This window comes from Sphaerimonospora sp. CA-214678, from assembly GCF_050942215.1.
Classification (GTDB): domain Bacteria; phylum Actinomycetota; class Actinomycetes; order Streptosporangiales; family Streptosporangiaceae; genus Sphaerimonospora.
This window is the reverse complement of the sequence record NZ_CP192056.1, coordinates 3617212-3637593: the sequence shown is the minus strand read 5'-3', so window position 1 is coordinate 3637593 and position 20382 is coordinate 3617212. Positions and strand designations below refer to the sequence as shown.

Here is a 20382-nt window from a genome sequence, read left to right as displayed (position 1 = left end):
TATCAGTGCTATCCCGCGCCGACCGGTCCACAACTGGAAGCGGTGCCACGAGCCGGTCCACTCCTGCGGGGTGCGGCAGGCCTCCGGCGTGTGCCCGCTGCCGGGGAGCCGATTCGGCCGACGCCGCGGGTCAGCACCCGCGAGGTTCTGAGGAGATTCGATTCGATGAAGCCGAGAAGTGACCGGGAGTGCCGGTGGATGATCTGACAGATGCTCGGGCCGAGGCGGCCGCGCGGATCAACACCGCTGTGCCGCACCCGGCCCGGGTGTACGACTACCTGCTGGGTGGCAAGGACAACTTCGCGGCCGACCGCGAGGCGGCCGAGAAACTGATCGAGGTGTCTCCCGGCACACGTGAGGGGGTACGCGCCCACCGCGCCTTCCTCCGCCGGGCGGTGCGCCATCTCGTCGCCGAGGCGGGCGTCTCGCAGTTCCTCGACATCGGCACCGGCATCCCCACCCAGGGCAACACCCACGAGATCGCGCAGGAGGTCGATCCCGGTGCGCGGGTGGCCTACGTGGACAACGACCCGATCGTCCTGGTCCACGGCCGGGCCCTGCTGAAGGGCAGCGCCGCCGGGACGACCACGGTGATCGAGGCCGACCTGCGGCAGCCGGAGGCGATCCTGTCCCACCCCCAGGTCAGGGACATCCTCGACTTCACGCGTCCGGTGGCCGTCATCCTGGCGGGCGTCCTGCACTTCGTCACCGACGAGGAGGATCCGTACGCGGCGGTGGAGCGGTTCAAGGCCGCGGTTCCCGCCGGCAGCCACCTGCTGCTGTCGCATGTCACCCTCGACTTCGCTCCCCAGGTGGAGGAGGACGAGTTCACCAAGCCCTACGACAACAGCACCGCGCCCATGGTGCCCCGTACGCACGCCGACGTGCTGCGCTTCTTCGACGGCTGGGACGTGATCGATCCCGGTGTCGTCGAAGTGGTGAAGTGGCGGCCGGACGAGGACGGGCACCGGGAACACATCCCGGGCGGCGGCCATGCCTGGGCGTACGGCGGGATCGCGATCAAGCCCTGAGCCGGAGGGCCGTCAGCTATCGCGTCGGCGGAGCCGTGCTGTCGCGTATGACGAGCGTCGTGGCGAACTCCTGGCGGTTGGTGGGGAGGGGCTCGCCGGCGGCGAGCGTCACCAGCATCCTGGCCGCGGCCGCCGCCATCTCGGACAGCGGCTGGCGGATCGTGGTCAGCGGCGGGACGGCCCAGCGCACCGGGGGCATGTCGTCGAAGCCGATGACGCTGATGTCCTGCGGGATGCGCAGCCCCAGACGGTAGGCCGCCTGGTAGACGCCGATGGCCTGGCCGTCGTTGGAGGCGAAGACGGCGGTGGGCGGGTCGGGCAGCTGCAGCAGCCGGTAGGTGTGCGTCAGGCCGTCCTCGATCCGGTAGCCGCCCGGGCGGATCAGGTCGGGGTCGACGGGCACGCCCACCGTGTCCAGCGCCGCGCGGTAGCCGTCGAGACGGGCCCGGCTGGACAGGGCGTGGGAGGGCCCGGTGATGATGGCGATCCGCCGGTGCCCGAGCTCCAGCAGGTGCCGGGTGGCGGTGAGGCCGCCGTTCCAGTTTCCGGCGCTCACGGAGGGGACCAGATGGCCGGGGTCGCCGGTCGGGTCCAGCAGGACGAGCGGGATCTTGCGGGTGGAGAGCCACTCACGCTGGGCGTCGGTCAGGCTGGAGAAGACCGCGATCACGCCGGTGGGGCGGCGGCTGAGCATGTCCTCCAGCCAGTCGCCGCCGGGTGTGTGCCGGCCCTGCAGCTCGGAGATCGCCATGGCCAGGCGGTGCTCGCGCACGACCTGCCCGACCCCCCGGGCGATCTCCGTCGGGTAGTCGCCCGCCAGCTCGTGGAACACCAGCTCCAGCACGGCGGCCGGGCTGGAGCGCCGCCGCTGCCTGCGGAAGCCGTGCTTGCGTATGAGGGCTTCGACCATGGCGCGGGTCTCCGGCGCCACGGCGGACCGGCCGTTCACCACTTTCGAGACCGTCGCAGTGGACACTCCCGCGAGTTCGGCGAGCTGCGCGAGAGTCAGCGGTTCGGGCTCGGATGCGGCCGACTCGTCGAAAACGGTCACAGGGCGCAGTCTAACGGCGAATCGCCGCGGCGAGGCCCTAAATGTTTCGGACAACACGGGTCGAGAATCGGAGAAAACCCGTGTGGGTCCGTCCATTGGGGCCGAAAACTTTCGGAAGATGCCGGGTTCCCTTCCGCTCGGCCGGCGCCCTCCATGCCATGATCTCCGCGGTCGTCCCACTTCGGCGTGCCGCCGTACCGGGCGATCGGCGTCTCGGCGTCCCGGGCGATGCGGCACCGTCCGGCGCGCCGGACGCCGACTCCCCGGCGGAGCCGGAGTCGTCGGCGGTACGCCGCACCTCGCCCGTGGCCGCGACCATTCACGCCGACCGGAGAAAGGGCCGGCCGCCCGCCGCGACCGGGGCCGGGAATATCGCCGCGAAACCCATTGACATATCGCCGGCGTGCCGATCGGCCGAAAAAACTTTCTCTGATTTCCAAAAAGTTTCACAGGCGTGTGCGAGGTGAAATTTTCATCCGGGCATTGTTCGCGCAAGTTGCGATTGCGACCCACCTGAACTGCGCGTTCGCTGAACAGGTCAGCCCTGACATTCTCCTCCCAGTCGTGGCGCGGTTGACGGGACGAGTCGCGATTTTTACCGTCAGAACCACTCTCGCAGCAGCGATATGACCATCGCTCATGCGGTGTCCGACCCGCGGCGCGAGGATCGAGATTCTGAACCAGGCGATCCCGGCGGTCTGTGGGAACCCACATCTGATTGGGGCGTGTCAATGAAACGTTTCACACGATTAGTGCGGAGCCGCGGGCTGATCGGCGGCGCGGTGTCCGCGGTGATCCTGGGAGGAGTCGTCGTGCAGTCGCCCGCGTCGGCGGCGGTGGCGTGCCGGGTCGGCTATGAGATAACCAATCAGTGGCCGGGCGGCTTCGGCGTCAACGTGACCATCCACAATCTCGGCGACGCGGTGAACGGCTGGCGGCTGACCTGGTCCTTCGGCGCAGGTCAGCAGATCACCCAGCTGTGGAACGGGACGCACAGCCAAAGCGGCGCCGACGTCACCGTGACCGACGCGGGCTACAACGCGGCCATTCCCCCGGGCGGCGACGCCGGCTTCGGGTTCAACGCCTCCTGGAACGGCACCAACCCGGCGCCGACGTCCTTCGCGCTCAACGGGACGGTCTGCGACGGCGGAACCTCCACGCCGACGCCGACTCCGACGCCTACGCCGACTCCGACGCCTACGCCGACTCCGACGCCTACGCCGACTCCGACGCCTACGCCGACTCCGACGCCTACGCCCACGCCGACGCCTACGCCTACGCCGACGCCGACGCCTACGCCGACGCCGACGCCGACGCCGACGCCGACGCCGACGCCGACTCCGACGCCGAGCGACGCCAAGCAGATGGAGAAACTGAACCGGGGACTGATCAGCGTCCGCTCGGGGAGCGGCAACCTGGTGTCGTGGCGGCTGCTGGGCACGGAGTCGCGCGACACGTCGTTCAACGTCTACCGGGGCGGCACCCGGATCGCCACGGTGACGAACTCGACCAACTACCTGGACTCGGGCGCCTCGGCGGACGCCTCGTACACGGTGCGGCCGGTCGAAGGCGGCGGTGAGGGCCCCGCGTCGGAGGCCTCGCTGCGGTTCGGCAACGGCTATCTGGACGTGCCGATCAGCCCGCCCGGCAGCGGCTACAGCGCCAACGACGCCAGCGTGGGCGACCTGGACGGCGACGGACGGCTCGACATCGTGCTCAAGTGGGATCCGGCCAACGCCAAGGACAACTCCCAGTCGGGGGTGACCGACCCGGTCTACGTCGACGGCATCAGGCTCGACGGCACCCGGCTGTGGCGCATCAACCTGGGCCGCAACATCCGCGCCGGGGCGCACTACACCCAGTTCCAGGTGTACGACTACGACGGTGACGGCAGGGCCGAGGTGGCCATGAAGACCGCCGACGGCACCGTCGACGGGCGCGGCACCACGATCGGCAACGCGGGCGCCGACTACCGCAACTCCAGCGGCTACATCCTGTCCGGGCCCGAGTACCTGACCATGTTCAACGGGCAGACCGGCGCGGCGATGTCCACGGTCGACTACGACCCGCCACGCGGCACCGTCTCCTCCTGGGGCGACAACTACGGCAACCGGGTCGACCGCTTCCTGGCGGCCACCGCCTACCTCGACGGGCGGCGGCCCAGCCTGATCATGTCGCGTGGGTACTACACCCGCACCGTCATCGCGGCCTGGGACTTCCGCGACGGGCGGTTGACCAAGCGCTGGACCTTCGACTCCAACAGCGCGGGCAGCCAGTACACCGGGCAGGGCAACCACAACCTGTCGGTGGCCGACGTCGACGGCGACGGCCGCGATGAGATCGTCTTCGGCGCGATGGCGATCAACGACAACGGCTCTCCGCTGTGGAACACCCGCAACGGGCACGGCGACGCCATGCACGTGGGCGACCTCGACCCCGGCCGTCCCGGGCTGGAGGTCTTCAAGGTCGACGAGGATGCCAGCAAGCCCGGCTCCTACTTCGCCGACGCACGCACCGGGCAGGTGCTGTGGTCCACCGCCTCCGGCGGCGACAACGGCCGCGGCGTCTCCGGCGACATCTGGGCCGGCAGCCCTGGGGCCGAGTCCTGGTCGGCCCGCGACGGCTCGCTGCGCAGCCCGAGCGGCGCCACGCTGGGCCGCAAGCCGTCCTCGACGAACTTCCTGGCCTGGTGGGACGGCGACCCGGTCCGTGAGCTGCTGGACGGCACGCACATCGACAAGTACGGCACCGGCGGCGACAGCCGGCTGCTGACCGGCTCCGACGTGCACTCCAACAACGGCACCAAGTCCACCCCGTCGCTGTCGGGAGACATCCTGGGCGACTGGCGCGAGGAGGTCATCTGGCCCACCAGCGACGACCGTGCCCTGCGGATCTACTCCACGCCCCACGTCACCAGCGTCAAGATCCACACGCTGCTGCACGATCCGCAGTATCGGGTCGCCCTGGCCTGGCAGAACACCGCCTACAACCAGCCGCCCCACCCGAGCTTCTTCATCGGCGACGGCATGCCCACCCCGCCCCAGCCCAGGGTCTACCTCCCCTGAGACGGACCGTGCCCTCCGCCGCGCACCCCGTGGCGGAGGGCACGCCCCATCCGGGCCGGGGCGCGTACGCCGCGCGTGCCCGGGTGATCGATGAACGGCTTCACGTATCTGAGCGCCGGATCACCCGGCGACCTTCCACAGGCGACCTTCCACAGACACAGACCGACGCCTCGGGCCGGGGGGGACATGGCATCCGCCGACATCAAGCAAGTGGCGCGGTACGCGGGTGTGTCACTCGGCACGGTCAGCAACGTGCTCAACCGGCCCGGCGTCGTCTCGCCCGGCACCCGCCGGCGGGTGCTCGACGCGATCGACAAGCTGGGCTATGTGCGCAACGACTCCGCCAGGCAACTGCGCGCCGGCCGCAGCCGGACCATCGCCATCGTGGTCCTGGACGTCTCCAATCCCTTCTTCACCGACGTGATCCGCGGTGCGGAGGCGGTCGTCGAGAGCGCCGGCGGGATGCTGGTGGTCTGCAACAGTGGCGAGGACGCGCGACGGGAACACCGTCATCTCGACATGCTCGAAGAACAGCGGGTCCAGGGGCTGCTCATCACTCCGGTGTCCGACGGCAGGCACCGGCGCCTCGACGCGTTCGTGGCGCACGGCATCCCCGTCGTGCTGGTCGACCGCGGTTCCGGCCACCCGAGCCGCTGTTCCGTCGCGGTCGACGACGTCGCCGGCGGCCGTCTGGCGGCCGGGCATCTCGCCGACAGCGGCCATGAGCGGATCGGGTACGTCGGCGGGCCGTTTTCGATCCGGCAGGTGGCCGACCGGCGTGCCGGTGCGATCGCCGCACTGGCGGAACGGGCCCCGCACGCACGGCTGGAGACGTACGAGACGGCGACCCTGTCGGTCGCGGCGGGCCGGCGGGCCGCCGACGACATCGCGGCCCTTCCCCCGCGCGAGCGTCCCACGGCGGTCTTCTGCGCCAACGACCTGCTGGCGCTCGGCGTGCTGCAGGGTCTCACCGCGCACGGCGTCCGGGTGCCCGGGGACATCGCTCTGGTGGGCTACGACGACATCGACTTCGCCGCCGCCGCGGCGGTGCCGCTGAGTTCCGTGCGCCAGCCCCGTGCCCGGCTCGGCCGGACGGCGGCGGAGCTGCTTTTGAAGGAGCCGATCGAGGGCGACGAGCACGTTCATCGGCACGTCGTCTTCCAGCCCGAGCTGGTGGTACGGACCTCCAGCGACCACCGGCGCACGCCGGAGCCCGGCCGCCGGGCCGGGCGGGGCGGGGGAGGGCGGCGGGAAGGACCGAGCCTGCCCTGAACGGACGCGGGTCCGGGTGGACGGCGCTACCTCCGCGCCGCCGGCCTTCTCCGCTCGTCAACGCCTGTCCTGTTCCCCATGTGGCGGACGTCTTTCGAGCGCTGCGAGCCCGGGGCGCCGAGTAGGCGCGAGATGCTCCGGGCGGTGGACAGGACCAGCGGCACGAGATGGGCGGGCACGGCGTTGTCGTAGGCGACCACGAGAGACAGTGCGGCGACGACCTCGTCCTTCTTGCCGCGCACCGGGGCCGCCACCGAGAACGCGTCCTCGGTCACCTGGCGGTCGCTCAGCGCGTAGCCCTTCAGTCGGATCTCGGCCAGGACCCGGCGGAGCTCGGCCGAGTCGGTGATCGTCATCGGGGTGAACCGCTGGAGCGGCCCGGCGAGCACCTGCTCCTGGATTTCGACGGGAGCATGCGCCAGCAGGACCAGGCCGCCCCCCGTCGCGTGTGTGGCGAAGCGCCCGCCCACACGGGTCAGGACGGGTACGGCGCCGCGGCCGGCCAGCCTCTCGACGAAGATCACACTGCTGCCCTCGCGCACCGAGAGCTGGACGTTCTCGTGAGTCGCCTCGTACAGGTCCTCCATCAGGGGAAGGGCGATTTCGCGCAGCGGAAGGCCCTGGGGCGCGAGAGAGCCGAGCTCCCACAGCTTCAGCCCGATCCGATACTTCCCGTCCACGCCGCGCTCGAGGGCGCCCCAGGCCGTCAGCTCGCCGACCAGCCGGTGGGCCGTGCTGAGGGGGACGCCCGCCAATCTGCTGATCTCCGACAGCATCAGCTGCGGCTGGTCCGCTGTGAAGACGTCGAGCAGGGCGAGCAGCCGCGAACCCACGGTGCGTCGTCTGCCCGCCCGGCCCGTCACGCGGTCGCCGTCGGCGCCGCCGGTGGGAAGCGTCGCCACACCGCCCTCCTCACGATCATGATCAGGCGATCGTCCGACTCGATCCGCGCGATCGGGAAGCCCAGCGGAGTGGGCTTCGGCTCGGCTTCACGCTGAGAGCAGCGTAGCGACGCCCGCGGTGATTGCCCATCCCCTCAGAGGTCGAGCACGAGCCGCTCGCCGCGGCAGCGTGAGACGCAGATCATCATGACCTCCCCGGACGCCCGGTCCTGCTCGGTCAGCACCGAGTCGCGGTGGTCCGGCGTACCCTCGATGATCTCGGTCTCGCAGGTGCCGCAGGTGCCCTCCCGGCAGGAGGAGAGCACCGGGACGCCGGCCGCTTCGACGCACTCGAGGATGGTCAGCGCCGGACCCACCGTGAGGGTGACACCGGACCGCGCGAGTACCACCTCGAATCCCGTGTCATCGTCGGTGTGAACCGGCTGTCCGGGTGTGAACCGCTCCACCCGCAGGGTGCCGTACGGCCAGGCGGCGCATGCCTCCTCCATCGCCTCGAGAAGCGGTTCAGGGCCGCAGCCGTAGACGAGGGTGCCGTCGACCGGGCTGCCGAGGAACTCCGGGAGATCGAGCAGCCCGTGGACGTCCTGGGGGCGGATCAGCACGCGGTCGCCGTACCGTCTGAGGGTCTCCAGGAACGCCATCGACCGGTGCGACCTGCCGCCGTACAGCAGCCGCCATTCGGCGCCCCCGGCCTCCGCCTCCGCGATCATCGGAACCAGCGGCGTGATGCCGATCCCGCCGGCCACGAAGAGGTAGGAGGGCGCGGGCCTGAACTCGAAGTGGTTGCGCGGGCCGCGTACCCGGATCGGGTCGCCGACGGCGACCGCGTCGTGCACGTGGGCCGACCCTCCCCTTCCCTCCTGCTCGCGCAGTACGGCGATGCGGTACGTGTCGCCGTCCGCGGGATCGCCGCAGAGTGAGTACTGCCGGACCAGCCCGTCGGACAGGACGAGATCGATGTGCGCCCCCGGCCGCCAGGGCGGGAGCGGGATTCCGTCCATCCGGGCGAGGGCGAGGCCGGCCACGCCCTCGGCGAGGATCGTCTTCTCCCGCACCACGGCGGTGAATTCGGGTTCGGGCACGCCCCCGCCGTCCGTGGCGTGCGGGGTGGACCGTGTCGTCACGACGACCGGCCTAACGGGCCGGCACGAGACCGGAGGCGGGGGCGCCGGAACGATCCCCGGGCGGTGCTGACCGGGACTCGTGGCCCACCGGGTGCCGCAGCAGCCAGGCCCACAGCTCGATCGGGTCCTCCGCGTGTCGGCGGGCGCCGCAGTGGCACAGCCCGATCAACGTGTCCGAGCCGGGTTCCCAGTCGATCGTGAAGATCGTGCCGGAATCCGGCCGGTCTCGGAGGCCGGTCACGACCGGCCCCCGACGGGTGCCCGGCCCTGCCCGGCCCGCACTCCTCCGCCCTGTGCTCCTCCGGCCTGTGCTCCTCCGGCCTGCGCGATCTGGGCCTCGATGAGCCGCCGCGCGGCGAGACCGCCGGTGTCGATGTTGATGCTGAGCTCCTGGTAGCGGTCGCGCTCCGTGGCGAGCACCTCGGCGAGCTTGTTCAGCGCGACGACGTCCTGGAGCACCACGGTCCTGTTGCTCTCGCGGAGGAAGTCGGACACCCGGGTGTCGTCGAGGGCGAAGTCACGGGCGACGGCCCAGAAGTCGTGCGTGGAGTTCTCGGTCTCCGGGGTGATCGCGTACACGACCTCGACGTGGAAGCCGTCCGGGTCGGTGCCGTCCTCCCGGGGGAGCACGCCCACCGGGGCCACCCTGCTGTGCAGCAGGTAGAGACACGGCGGGTGGAACTCGATGTCCTGCCAGCGCACGATCCGGCCGGTGATGCCGGTCGACTCGGAGTAGAACGGCGGGCAGGCGGCGTCGTCCATGTGCCTGCTGACGTAGACGATCTGCCGCTCCTCGTCGACCGTGGTGCGGATCGGCGTGGCGGCGACCTCCGGGGTGCCGATGTAGCCGCCGTGCAGATAGGTCTCGTGCGACAGGTCGAGCAGGTTGTCCACGAGGAGCCCGTACGGCGCACGCAGCGGCTCCATGCCGTACACCGTGGTGTAGCCCGGGTCGCTGAGCCAGGGCGCGCGGGGGATGAGGGCGGGGTCGGCCTTCTCCGGCTCGCCGATCCACACCCATACGAACGAGTCCTGCTCCACCACCTGGTACGCGGGCACGCGGGCCGTGCGCGGGATCCGTTTCTGGCCCGGTACGGCCACGCAGGTTCCGGTCGGGTCGTAGGTGAACCCGTGATAGCCGCAGACGATGTTGTCGCCGTCGAGGTTGCTCTCCGACAGCGGGAACCGGCGGTGCACGCAGCGGTCCGACAGCGCGATGACCTGACCGGCACGCGTCCGGTAGAAGACCAGGGCCTCCCCGAGGATGGTACGGGGGAAGAGATCACGGGTGATCTCGCTGCCGTACGCGGCGACGTACCACTGGTTTCTGGCGAATTCGACGGGAAAGCTCACGACCCTGCCCCATGTGCTCGGTTTGCGTGGTTGTCATGAGGGTCTTCATTCGGTCACGGGAAAGGAACCCGACTTCCGTCTGATGGAAGCCTTTTGTGGCGGATATCACCTTCGCCGGGCCGCCGGCGGCACCGGTCGGATGGTGGACATTCGGCAAAACTTTGACGAACGTTCAGAAAGTGCCATAGTTTGGGACCGTTCTGCTTGGCGCATGAGAGGTGGACTTCATGGTTCTGCGTGACGAGGGGTGCCGGTCATGAACGTCGCTGACCTGGTCGCGATCGACGTGCACACCCATGCCGAGGTCTCCAAGGACGGGCATGGCTCGCTCAGCCCGGAGCTGTTCGGAGCCTCCGAGGAGTACTTCAAGGCGCACGGGCACCGGCAGCCGACCATCGCGGAGACGGCCGCCTACTACCGCGAGCGGAAGATGGCGGCGGTGGTGTTCACCGTCGACGCCGAGCACGCCACGGGGCATCGGCGCATCTCCAACGAGGAGGTCGCGGAGAGCTGCGCCGAGCACGCCGACGTGCTGATCCCGTTCGCCAGCGTCGATCCCTGGAAGGGCAGGGCCGGAGCCCGCGAGGCCCGCCGGCTCGTCGAGGAGTACGGCGTGCGCGGGTTCAAGTTCCACCCGAGCATCCAGGGCGTCGCGCCCAACGATCCGATGGCGTACCCGTTGTACGCGGCAATCGAGGAGCTGGGCGCCGTCGCGCTGTTCCACACCGGCCAGACCGGGATCGGCGCCGGGGTGCCGGGAGGAGGCGGCATCCGGCTCAAGTACGGAAACCCGATGCTGGTCGATGACGTGGCGGTGGACTTCCCCGAGCTGCGGATCATTTTGGCCCACCCGTCGTTCCCCTGGCAGGACGAGGCGCTGGCGGTCGCCACGCACAAGCCGTACGTCCACATCGACCTGTCGGGGTGGTCGCCGAAGTACTTCCCGCCGCAACTGGTGCGGTACGCGAACACGCTGCTGAAGGACAAGGTGCTGTTCGGGTCCGACTACCCGGTGATCACGCCCGACCGGTGGCTCTCGGACTTCGCCGGGCTCGACATCAAGCCGGAGGTACGACCGAAGATCTTGAAGGACAACGCCGTACGCCTGCTCGGGCTCGGCGCCGGGTAGGGAGCCGTCATCGGCCGTTCCGCAGGGGGAGATCGCGTAGCGCGGGTTTGCGGATCTTCCCGGAACCCGTCTTCGGCAGATCGTCCATGAACTCGAAATAGACCGGGATCTTGTACTTGGCCAGGCGCCGGCGGAGGAATTCCCGCAGATCGTCGCCGGTCACGCCGGCGCCGGGGCGGGGGACGACGAACGCGCGGCCGACCTCGCCCCACTCCGCGTCGGGCACTCCCACCACGGCGGTCTCGGCGACCGCCGGATGCTCGAAGATCACGGCCTCGACCTCGGCCGGATAGACGTTCTCCCCGCCCGAGATGTACATGTCCTTGGCCCGGTCGACGATGTACAGATGTCCCTCGTCGTCCAGCATGCCGATGTCGCCGGAGTGGAACCAGCCGCCGTCGGAGAAAGCGGCGGCCGTCGCCTCCGGGTCGCGCCAGTATCCCGGGGTCACGTTCGGCCCGTGAACGAGCACCTCGCCGGGCTCTCCGGCCGCCGCGTCGGTGAGATCGGGCCGGACCACCCGCACGTCGGCGAAGAACACCGGCACGCCGGCCGAGCCCACCTTTCTCTCGCTCTCGCTCGCCTCGAGGAAGGTCGCCCCCGGCGCGGTCTCGGTGAGCCCGTAGCCCTGGCAGAAGACCAGGCCGCGCTCCTGGTAGGTGCGGATCAGCGCGGCCGGGATCGACGCGCCCCCGGACATGAGGTTGCGCAACGAGGACAGGTCCGCGCCGGCCCATCGCGGTGACTGGGCGAACGCGGCGAACATCGTGGTGACCCCGAACATCCAGGTGATGCCGTACTTCTCGATGAGGTCGTAACACTCGTCGACGTTCCAGGACGGTGTGATCACCGAGCAGCCGCCCTTGAGGAAGGTCGGCAGCAGGGTCTGGTCGAGGGCCGCGACGTGGAAGAGCGGGGCGCTGATCAGCGTCACCTCGTCGCTGGCGACATCGACGCCGATCATGATGTTGAAGCAGTTCCACACCAGGTTGGCGTGGGTGAGCACGGCGCCCTTGGGGCGCCCGGTCGTGCCCGAGGTGTAGAGGATGAGCGCGGGGTCGTCCAGTGCCACGGGCACGTCGATGGGCGTGACATCGCCCCGGGAGAGCCAGGTCGCGAAATGCCGCTCTCCGGGCGCCGGCGACTCCAGCGCGACGACCTCCCGCAGCTCCGGGACCCGCGGCACGGCGTGGACCACCTCGGCGCACTCGGGCGCGTAGATCAGGACCACGGGGCCCGAGTGCTCCAGCATGTAGCCGATCTCCGGCGCGGCCAGGCGGAAGTTCAGCGGCACGAAGATCCCGCCGAGCATGTGCGTGGCGAACATCGCCTCGGCGAAGGCGATGTGGTTGCGGCCGAGGTAGGCGACGCGGTCGCCGGCCTTCACCCCGGCCTCACGCAGCCGCGAGGCCAGCCTGGTCGTACGCTCGTAGACCTCCGCGTAGGTGACCTTCCGGTCCGCGAAGACGAACGCGGTGCGGTTCGGTGTCATCTGGGCCCGGCGGGCCGGCCAGCCTCCCAATCCTGCGTTCGGCATCGTGCGCTGACTCCTGTCATGAAGGGGGGGTGGGCCCTCGGCGCCGCGGGGCGGAGCCCGACCTGGTCGGGGGTGTGGTCAGTGCGAACACGACTCCTCATCGGGGAACGGGCCGGGACCCCGCTCCCTCGCCGGTGAGGTTATGCATGATCTTTATGACCGTCAATATCCTGCCGAACGTCGGCTCATGCGTAGTGGCGGTAGATCGCCCGGGCGACGCAGGCGGGCTTGTCCGCGCCCTCGATCTCGACGGTGAAGTCGAGCAGCATCTGCACGCCGTTCCCGGCGACCTCGTCGACCGAGGCGACCCTGCCGGCCAGGCGGATCCTGCCGCCGACCCGGACGGGAGCGGGGAAGCGGACCTTGTCCAGGCCGTAGTTGATGCTCATGCGCACGCCCTGGATGTCGAGCAGTTCGTTGAAGAGCGGGATGATCAGGGACAGCGTCAGGTATCCATGGGCGATCGCGGCGCCGAAGGGCCCGTCCTTCGCCCGGTCGGGGTCGACGTGGATCCACTGGTGGTCGTCGGTGGCGTCGGCGAAGGTGTTCACCCTCTCCTGGGTGATCTCCAGCCAGCCGGTGCCGCCGAGGTCACGGCCGGCCAGCGCCTTGATCTCGTCGAGCCCGTTCGCCCTGGTCGTCATGGCCGGAGTTCCTCTCTTCGTCTCTCCCATCGGTGCCGCTCACGCCCCCGCGGTCTCGGGCGCCGCCGGCGCGGGGATCCCGTACGTCTCCGGCTCGGCGCCGACGCCGGACTTCCAGGAGGCGGCGATGGCCTCGGCCGTCCACCCTCCGTCGGCGAACGCGACGGCCTTCTCCGCGGGGTGGGACCACAGCGCGAGCCGGTCGCCGCCGATGCCGATCGCCTGACCGGTCACGTCCGCCGACGCGTCCGAGGCGAGGAAGACGATGAGCGAGGCGACGTCCTCGACCGTGCCCATGCCCTCGTCCCTGCGCAGCCAGCCGGGGAACGGCCGGCCGGTCCGCTCGGCCTCCTCGATGATCGGCGCGAAGGCGGGAATGGTCTTGGTCATCTCCGTGGCAGCCACCGGGACCACGGCGTTGACGGTGACGCCGGCCCTGGCCAGCTCCATCGCCCAGGTGCGGGCCATGGCGACGATTCCCGCCTTGGCGGCCGCGTAGTTGGTCTGACCGAAGTTCCCGCGCTGACCGGCGGGTGAGGAGACGAGGATCAGCCGGCCGCCGGTGCCCTGCTCGCGCATCCGGACGGCGGCCGCCCGGGCGCAGGTGAAGGTGCCGCGCAGGTGCACCTCGATCACCGCGTCGAAGTCGTCGTCCGACATCTTCCACAGCACCCGGTCGCGCAGGATGCCCGCGTTGGTGACCAGCACGTCCAGACGGCCGAACTCCTCGACGGCGGCGGCGACCAGCCGATCGGCCGCCTCCGCCGATCCGACCGGGACGGCGACGTCGATGGCCCTTCCGCCGTCGCCGGTGATGGCCTGGGCGACCTGTGCGGCCGCTTCGGCGTTCACGTCGTTGACGACCACCGCCGCCCCGGCCGCGGCGAGCGCCTCGGCATACGCGCGGCCCAGACCGCGGCCCGCACCGGTGACGACGGCCACCTTGCCGGACAGATCCATGAACTTCACCCTTCGATGTACGAAACGCACCATGGTAAAACTAGGACAGTTCTGTAACGCTCGTCAAATTTTTGCCGAACATCTGGGACCGGAATACCCTCTTCCCGTGGCGCTCACCGAAGGGGACGGCCAGGCCGGCGCGGAGTCGTCCGCGCGCCCGCAGTCCCTGATGCTCAGCTTCCTCGGCATCTACCTGCTCGGGCGTGACATCGCCGTCTACTCCGGCAGCATCATCGACGTGTTCGCCCGGCTGGACGTCTCCGAGGAGGCGGTGCGCTCGACACTGGCCCGCATGGTCAAGCGCAACCTGCTCACCCGGCATCGACGGGGACGGAAGATGTACTTCGGGCTCATGCCGCACGCGGCGGAGGTGCTCGAGGACGGGCGCCGGCGGATCTGGGAGACCGGCGCGGTCAACCGCGACTGGGACGGCACCTGGACCCTGGTCGGGTTCTCCCTGCCCGACAGCCGGCGGAGCATCCGCCACGATCTGCGCTCCCGGCTGGTCTGGGCCGGGTTCGGCCTGCTGCAGAGCGGGCTGTGGATCGCTCCCGGCACCAAGGACGTGGGGGCCGTGCTCGCCCCGCTCGAGCTGGGCGATCTCGACCTGAGGGACCACGTCACCGTGCTGCGGGCACGCGCGCTCGAGCCCACCGAGTCCGCCGGCCTCGTGCGCAAGGCCTTCGACACAGAGCGGATCGCCCGGCGCTACCGGGCCTTCCTCGATCGCTGGGACACCCGGCATCCGCTGCCCGAGGTGACCGACGACCTCGCCCGCCAGCTGCTCCTGCACACCGACTGGCTCCGGCTCATCCGCCGGGATCCGCACCTGCCCGCCGTGCACCTGCCTCCCGAATGGCCGGCGATCCGAGCCGAGCAGGTGTTCCGTACGCTCGCCGGCGTCTACGCGCCGGGTGCCAGGACCCTGGCCGACAGGGTCTTCGACGAGCTCGCCCGTTAGGCTCGGCCGGCGCCGATGTCAGGCGGGGAACGCCAGCATCCGCAGCAGCCGGGCGAGCCGATCGTGGTCCTCGGGCGTCACGCGGGCCTGCAGGCTCAGTTCCACCGCACGCGCCGACTCCCGCGCACGGTCGAAGAGGGCCCGGCCCGCGTCGGTCGCGACGACGATGTTCGCGCGCCGATCGGCAGGGTGGGTGTGCCGTTCGACGAGCCGTCGCTTCTCCAGCTTGTCGACGAGGGCGACGATCTGGCTCGGATCAAGCCGGAGGAACTCGGCGAGTTCCCGCTGTGACGGGGAGTGCTCGGCCGCCAGGGCGAGGACGGAGTACGACCGTGCCTTGAGCCCGTGTTCGGCGAGGGCGGCGTTCGCCGCGGCGAGCGCGATGGAGTTGGCACGGGCGAGGAGAAAGCCCAGATCCTCGGCGAGTGCGCCGTCCCGCAGTCGGTCGGCCCCGGCCGGCTGCGCCTTCCCAGCAGCGGACATGACGACGATCATACCAAGACGCAAGTTCCATAATTGACATTGTCAACGGATTTACCCGGGGTGGGCCGGCGTGGACCGCTTCCGGGAAGACGAGAGAGTCTGGCCGGACGGGGCGCTTCGGCGTTTGGACGCGGTGCCGGCCGAGACGAGCGCGGCGAATTCGACCGCGGACGCCTCGGCCAGCTCGTCGCGTACCCGCCAGTAGACCTCGCACGATCGCGGGGCCGGCCACTCCGCGTCCATGAACTCGCGCGGCAGCCTCGGGTCGGCACGCAGGAGCGCGAGCCAATCCGCCACGAGCATCGTCCGTACGGTCAGGGCGCTCGGCGCGATGGTCGCGGCGGCCGGGTCGCCCCAGACCTCGATGAAGGCGAGATGTTCCCGCCTTATCGCCTCGATGTCCCAGGCCGCGCGTACGCTTTCGCCGATCGGGAACCCGGTGAGCTCGTGCGCGTGGAAGGCGAGGACGGCACCGGAGGGCAGGTCCCGCCACAGCGGCTCGACCGAGGCGACGAGGTCGACCTCGCCGGGCGCGAGCCACAGCCCGTCGCGAATGGGTGCGAAGCCCTCCCACGTGAGCGTCGATCGCAGCCTGTGGCGGATCGTCCGCTGGTCCTCCGGGATCGAGAACGTGACGAGCGTCCACCCCTCTCCCTGCGGATCGAAGGGCCGCGGGCCGCGGACGCGGCCCTTCGCCTCGCGCAGCACCGCCGACCCGTGCTCGGTCAGCGAGAACAGGATCTCCCTGCCTTTCCTGCTGCGCTCGAGGATGCCGCTGTTCACCAGGCGGTCGAGGGTCGCCCGGGTCGCCGGGGCGGCGACGCCCGCGCCTTCGAGAACGCCGATCAGCACGCTCGCGCGGATCGGCCCGGCGAAGTCATCGACGACGTGCTCGCCGAAGAACGCGAGCAGTAACTGCTTCGGCTGGCGACTGCGCACAGCCCTCCCCTCCCGGCGAGTCCGTGACTGGGCGGTCACCGCGTCAGGCGCGGCGCCAGGGCCTCCCCGCGCTTGGCGCGCTGGATCTGCTCATAGACGTGGGTCCGCAGTTCCGTGAAGCGGGGCAGGGCCCGGGTCGTGACCTGATCGCGCTCCGGCCCGAGATCGATCGTGAGGTCCTCCTGCACCCACGTCGGCGACCTTGACAGTACTATCACGCGTTCCCCCAGGTACACCGATTCGTCTATATCGTGCGTCACGAAGAGAATCGAAATCCCGCGTGTCGCGTGCAGCTCGCGCACGAGATCCTCCAGGTCGGCGCGGGTCTGCGCGTCGACGGCCGCGAACGGCTCGTCCATGATCAGCACGTCGGGTTGGTAGGCGATGGCGCGCGCGATCGCCACGCGCTGCTGCATTCCGCCCGACAGCTGCCAGGGGTGGCTGCGCGCCGCGTGCTGGAGCCCCACCGCCTCGAGGGCGTCGGCGACGAGCTTGTCGCGCTCGGCCCGGGACAGCTTCTTGTGCCGCAGCGGGAGGTCCACGTTCCCGCGCACCGTCAGCCACGGATAGAGGCTGCGGCCGTACTCCTGGAACACGAGGGCCATGGCGGGGGTCGGGCCCGTCACCGGCGCCCCGTCCATCTCGACGAGACCGCTCGTGGGCGGGAGCAGGCCCGCGATGCACTTCAGGAGCGTGGTCTTGCCGCATCCCGACGGTCCGACGATGCACACGAGCTCGCCGGTGTTCATCGTGAAGCTGATGTCTCCGATCGCCTCGACGCCGCCCGACCCCGTCTCGTAGACCTTCCGCAGATGCTCGACCCGCAGAAGGGTGCTGCGATCAGGCACGTTCGACCTCCCTGATTCCGTGATACCAGCGCAGGACGCGCCGCTCGACAAGCCCGAAGATCGTGGCGAGCAAGATGCCGACGAGGCCGAGGAGGAGGATGCCGCTCCACATCTCGGCGATGAGATAGTTCCGCTGGAAGTAGGCGATCCGATAGCCGAGCCCGGAGGACGACCCGAACATCTCCGAGATGACCATCAGGATCAGCGCGACCGAGAGCCCCTGCCGCACACCCGCCATGATGCGCGGGCTGGCGGCCGGTAGGACGAGGAACCACAGCCGCTCCCACCAGGTGATCTGGAACGAGGTCGCGGTCTCCGTCATGACGCTGTCGGTCGCCCGGACGCCCTCGATCGTGTTCAGCAGGATCGGCCAGACGGCGCCGGAGACGATGACGACGACCTTCATCGTGTCGGTGATGCCGAGCAGGAGCATCCCGATCGGGATCAGCACCGGCGGCGGGATCGCGCGGAAGAACTCCAGCAGCGGCTCGAGGAGCTCACGCAGCCAGCGGAAAAGCCCGATGACGGTGCCCGCCGCGATGCCGGCGACGACCGACACGATGATGCCGATGGCCAGCCGGTACAGGCTCGGCAGCACGTCCTCGACGAACGCGGGGCCGATCCACGTGTCGGCCAGGGCCCCGAGGATCGTCAGCGGACTGGGGAAGAACCGGTTGGCCGAGAACGTCGACCACAGCCCCCAGGCGCTCAGCAGCAGGAACGGCAGGCCGAGGGCGTGCAGGAGGCTCGAGACGACGTGCCGCCACGCCCGGCTGCTCCGTGACCTGAGGGCGATCGGCCGGGTATGCGTGGTCAAGAGACCTCCTCCCCTCGCACGGACTGATGCCAGCCCAGCGAACGGCGCTCGATGAGGCGGAAGACGAGGTTGACGAGCAGCCCGAGCATTCCGGTGACCACGACGAGGGCGTACATGCCGACCGCGTCCCCGGCGGAGCGGGAAAGTTCGATCATGCGCCCGAGCCCGAGGTTGCCGATCACCATCTCGGCGGTGATGGCGAGGATGAGTGCGACCGCCGCGGCGAGCCGCAGACCGGTCATGAGGTAGGGGAGCGCGGTCGGTAGCACGAGATGTGACAGCCGCTCCCCGCGCGTGAGGCCGAAGCTTCTCGCGGTGTCGCGCGCGACGGCGTCGACGTCGGCGACGCCGTAGATGACCTGCACGAACACCTGCCAGAACGCCGCGTAGACGATGATGACGAGCGCGGACTGCATCTGGATGCCGAACATCAGCACGGCGAGCGGGATGAGGGCGACCGACGGGATCGGCCGCAGGAACTCGACCGTCGTGTGCGTCGCGCGACGCAGGAAGGGGACCAGGCCCACGATCGTCCCCAGCACGACCGCCGCGAGCGTCGCCACCGTGAGACCGATCGCCCACGCTGTCATGGTGAGCCCCAGCCTGCGCCAGAACGCGAGGTCGCGGAGCTCGTCGACCAGCCGCACGGCGACGTCCGTGACGTACGGCAGGTATTCCGGGCTGATCAGCCCCAGGGTGGGGATCAGCTGCCAGACGACGAGAAATCCCACAAGGCCGGTGACGCCGAGCAGTACCTTGCGCAGCGAACGCAGGCGTCGGCTGGGTCGGACGGGCATATCACTCCGTGGTCGGTCTGCGGCGGCACGCCCTCCCGTTCTCGAGCCGAGGGAGGGAGGGCGTGAGCACGCTGCTGGCTACTGCTGCTGGATGAGGCGGTCGAAGTCGGGCAGCTTGGTCAGGACGCCGTACTTCACGGCGAGCTCGGCGAGCTTCTCCTGACTCGCGCGGTCGAGCTCCCAACTGAAGATCGGGAGCTTCACCGAGTCGGCGACCGCCTCGGGAAGCTTGAGGTTGTCCTTGATGGCCTGACGGACGTCCTTCTCACCGGCGGGGTCCTGCGCCCACTGGAGTGTCTCCTTCATGGCCGCGGAGAAGTTCGCGACCAGGTCGGAGTCGGAGTCCATGCGAGCCTTCGTCATGATCGTCGTGAGTGTGGTGAGGCCGGGGACGACCGCCTGGTACGGCGCGACGATGAAGGTGTCGCCGCGGTCGCGCAGCTGGGTGACGAACGGCTCCGGCACCCAGGCCGCATCGATGTTGCCGGCCTCGAGCTGCGCCGGCACATCGGGGAAGGCGACCTCGACGAACTCGACCTTGGACGGGTCGCCGCCGTCCTTCTCGACCGCGGCCATGATCGTCACATCGCCGGCCGCGCCCAGGCTGTTGACCGACACCTTGTGCCCGGCGAGGTCGGCGGGCCGGCGAATGCCGGACTTCGCCGACGCCACGACGGCGTTGATGTCGTCGCCCTCCGCGTAGGACGACGCGTAGTTGCCGATCATCACGACGCCGAGGTCCTGCAGGTCGGCACGGAACGGACCGAACGGCTGACCGATGGCGAAGTCGATGTCGCCGTTGATGAGGGCGGGAATGGCCTGTGCGCCGCCCTGCGCGGGCAGCACCTCGACCTTGAGCCCGTGCTTTTCGAATATGCCCGCCTTGATGCCGCCCCACAGCGCGGCGGTCTCGGTGATGGGCAGGGCGGCGACGCGGACCTGGCGAAGCTCGCCGGAGGAGGCCTGGCCGGGGGAGGCCTGACCGGACGGGGACGCATCGGAGTTCGTGCATCCGGCGAGCGCGATCACGGTGCTCACGATCACCCCGAGGGCGACGGCGATTCTCTTCATTGACGAGGCCTTCCTGGAGGGGGGAGTTGATGTCAATGCGGCGGATGCCTCGGATCTACTGGGCGCGTCCTCGCCGTGTGGGTGGCGGCGCGCTTCGTGTTGGCCATGGTCGGCCAACGCATCTGAAATGTCAAGGAAATCTAGACGCCCGTCATGAATAAGTTGAATGACGCTCGTTCGCAGGTCGATCGGGGTGCCGCCGGCACCCGCCCGCACCCGCCGGGGCCGGATGCGGGCGCTCCTCGTGGCCGCCGGACGTGAGGGGCTCCGGCACGGCGCGGCGGTGGAGTGCGGGTACGGCGGTGTGATGCTTGACACTCTCAACAGTTGAGTTCATCATGCGAATGCCGTACGCCAGCCTCATGGCGGCGATATCGAGACATCGGTCCTTCGACGAC

General features: G+C 69.9%; 20 protein-coding genes. 6 read left to right on the top strand and 14 right to left on the bottom strand.

What is annotated here, in order from left to right; translation table 11 throughout:
- Nucleotides 1–194: 194 nt before the first annotated feature.
- A complete protein-coding gene (locus ACQP1K_RS16335; protein ID WP_433496568.1) occupies nt 195–1031 on the top strand; it encodes an SAM-dependent methyltransferase in 837 nt (278 codons plus the stop codon).
- 16 nt (nt 1032–1047) lie between these two features.
- On the opposite strand, the gene ACQP1K_RS16330 is transcribed toward ACQP1K_RS16335, so the two are convergent.
- The gene (locus ACQP1K_RS16330; protein ID WP_433496567.1) at nt 1048–2082 is read right to left on the bottom strand and encodes a LacI family DNA-binding transcriptional regulator; all 1035 of its coding nucleotides are present in this window, start codon (nt 2080–2082) and stop codon (nt 1048–1050) included.
- Nucleotides 2083–2813: 731 nt separating this feature from the next.
- Between ACQP1K_RS16330 and ACQP1K_RS16325 the strand changes: the two genes are divergently transcribed.
- Together ACQP1K_RS16325 and ACQP1K_RS16320 are read left to right on the top strand one after the other, a co-directional pair.
- Nucleotides 2814–5147, top strand: a complete 2334-nt coding sequence (locus ACQP1K_RS16325) for a cellulose binding domain-containing protein (RefSeq protein ID WP_433496566.1) — start codon at nt 2814–2816, stop codon at nt 5145–5147.
- A 186-nt stretch (nt 5148–5333) separates the two neighbouring features.
- Nucleotides 5334–6419, top strand: a complete 1086-nt coding sequence (locus ACQP1K_RS16320; RefSeq protein ID WP_433496565.1) for a LacI family DNA-binding transcriptional regulator — start codon at nt 5334–5336, stop codon at nt 6417–6419.
- A gap of 26 nt (nt 6420–6445) precedes the next feature.
- On the opposite strand, the gene ACQP1K_RS16315 is transcribed toward ACQP1K_RS16320, so the two are convergent.
- The 4 genes from ACQP1K_RS16315 to ACQP1K_RS16300 all read right to left on the bottom strand — a co-directional run bounded on the left by ACQP1K_RS16315 (nt 6446) and on the right by ACQP1K_RS16300 (nt 9798).
- Nucleotides 6446–7321, bottom strand: coding sequence for an IclR family transcriptional regulator (locus ACQP1K_RS16315; protein WP_433496564.1), 876 nt, complete (start codon nt 7319–7321; stop codon nt 6446–6448).
- Nucleotides 7322–7455: 134 nt separating this feature from the next.
- A complete protein-coding gene (locus ACQP1K_RS16310) occupies nt 7456–8445 on the bottom strand; it encodes a PDR/VanB family oxidoreductase (protein WP_433496563.1) in 990 nt (329 codons plus the stop codon).
- A gap of 10 nt (nt 8446–8455) precedes the next feature.
- Entirely contained in the window at nt 8456–8686 is a 231-nt protein-coding gene (locus ACQP1K_RS16305; RefSeq protein WP_433496562.1) for a hypothetical protein, read from the bottom strand.
- Nucleotides 8683–9798 carry a Rieske 2Fe-2S domain-containing protein gene (locus ACQP1K_RS16300; RefSeq protein WP_433496561.1) on the bottom strand — a complete coding sequence of 372 codons (1116 nt, stop codon included), beginning with the start codon at nt 9796–9798 and terminating at the stop codon, nt 8683–8685. The genes ACQP1K_RS16305 and ACQP1K_RS16300 overlap by 4 nt, the downstream gene beginning before the upstream one ends.
- A 256-nt stretch (nt 9799–10054) precedes the next feature.
- On the opposite strand from ACQP1K_RS16300, the gene ACQP1K_RS16295 reads away from it, so the two are divergent.
- Nucleotides 10055–10927, top strand: coding sequence for an amidohydrolase family protein (locus tag ACQP1K_RS16295; protein WP_433496560.1), 873 nt, complete (start codon nt 10055–10057; stop codon nt 10925–10927).
- Nucleotides 10928–10934: 7 nt separating this feature from the next.
- Here the strand turns inward: ACQP1K_RS16295 and ACQP1K_RS16290 are convergent, their stop codons facing one another.
- From ACQP1K_RS16290 to ACQP1K_RS16280, 3 genes are all read right to left on the bottom strand, one after another.
- Nucleotides 10935–12464 carry an acyl-CoA synthetase gene (locus tag ACQP1K_RS16290; protein ID WP_433496559.1) on the bottom strand — a complete coding sequence of 510 codons (1530 nt, stop codon included), beginning with the start codon at nt 12462–12464 and terminating at the stop codon, nt 10935–10937.
- 185 nt (nt 12465–12649) lie between these two features.
- On the bottom strand, nt 12650–13108 hold the full coding sequence (locus ACQP1K_RS16285; RefSeq protein ID WP_433496558.1) for a MaoC family dehydratase: 459 nt from the start codon (nt 13106–13108) through the stop codon (nt 12650–12652).
- A 39-nt stretch (nt 13109–13147) separates the two neighbouring features.
- Complete coding sequence (locus tag ACQP1K_RS16280) at nt 13148–14068, bottom strand: SDR family oxidoreductase (RefSeq protein WP_433496557.1); 921 nt, start codon at nt 14066–14068, stop codon at nt 13148–13150.
- A gap of 106 nt (nt 14069–14174) precedes the next feature.
- On the opposite strand from ACQP1K_RS16280, the gene ACQP1K_RS16275 reads away from it, so the two are divergent.
- A complete protein-coding gene (locus tag ACQP1K_RS16275; protein WP_433496556.1) occupies nt 14175–15029 on the top strand; it encodes a PaaX family transcriptional regulator in 855 nt (284 codons plus the stop codon).
- 18 nt (nt 15030–15047) lie between these two features.
- On the opposite strand, the gene ACQP1K_RS16270 is transcribed toward ACQP1K_RS16275, so the two are convergent.
- The 6 genes from ACQP1K_RS16270 to ACQP1K_RS16245 all read right to left on the bottom strand — a co-directional run bounded on the left by ACQP1K_RS16270 (nt 15048) and on the right by ACQP1K_RS16245 (nt 19984).
- The gene (locus ACQP1K_RS16270; protein ID WP_433496555.1) at nt 15048–15512 is read right to left on the bottom strand and encodes a MarR family winged helix-turn-helix transcriptional regulator; all 465 of its coding nucleotides are present in this window, start codon (nt 15510–15512) and stop codon (nt 15048–15050) included.
- Between the two features lie 51 nt (nt 15513–15563).
- Nucleotides 15564–16451, bottom strand: a complete 888-nt coding sequence (locus ACQP1K_RS16265; RefSeq protein WP_433496554.1) for a PaaX family transcriptional regulator — start codon at nt 16449–16451, stop codon at nt 15564–15566.
- Nucleotides 16452–16486: 35 nt separating this feature from the next.
- Complete coding sequence (locus ACQP1K_RS16260; protein WP_433496553.1) at nt 16487–17299, bottom strand: ABC transporter ATP-binding protein; 813 nt, start codon at nt 17297–17299, stop codon at nt 16487–16489.
- Entirely contained in the window at nt 17292–18116 is an 825-nt protein-coding gene (locus ACQP1K_RS16255) for an ABC transporter permease (protein ID WP_433496552.1), read from the bottom strand. Before ACQP1K_RS16255 ends, ACQP1K_RS16260 begins: the two co-directional genes overlap by 8 nt.
- Nucleotides 18113–18913: an ABC transporter permease gene (locus tag ACQP1K_RS16250; protein ID WP_433496551.1), complete on the bottom strand. Its 801-nt coding sequence runs from the start codon at nt 18911–18913 to the stop codon at nt 18113–18115. Before ACQP1K_RS16250 ends, ACQP1K_RS16255 begins: the two co-directional genes overlap by 4 nt.
- A gap of 78 nt (nt 18914–18991) precedes the next feature.
- Nucleotides 18992–19984 carry an ABC transporter substrate-binding protein gene (locus ACQP1K_RS16245; protein ID WP_433496550.1) on the bottom strand — a complete coding sequence of 331 codons (993 nt, stop codon included), beginning with the start codon at nt 19982–19984 and terminating at the stop codon, nt 18992–18994.
- Nucleotides 19985–20150: 166 nt separating this feature from the next.
- On the opposite strand from ACQP1K_RS16245, the gene ACQP1K_RS16240 reads away from it, so the two are divergent.
- Nucleotides 20151–20315 carry a hypothetical protein gene (locus ACQP1K_RS16240; protein ID WP_433496549.1) on the top strand — a complete coding sequence of 55 codons (165 nt, stop codon included), beginning with the start codon at nt 20151–20153 and terminating at the stop codon, nt 20313–20315.
- The last annotated feature ends 67 nt before the right edge of the window (nt 20316–20382 follow it).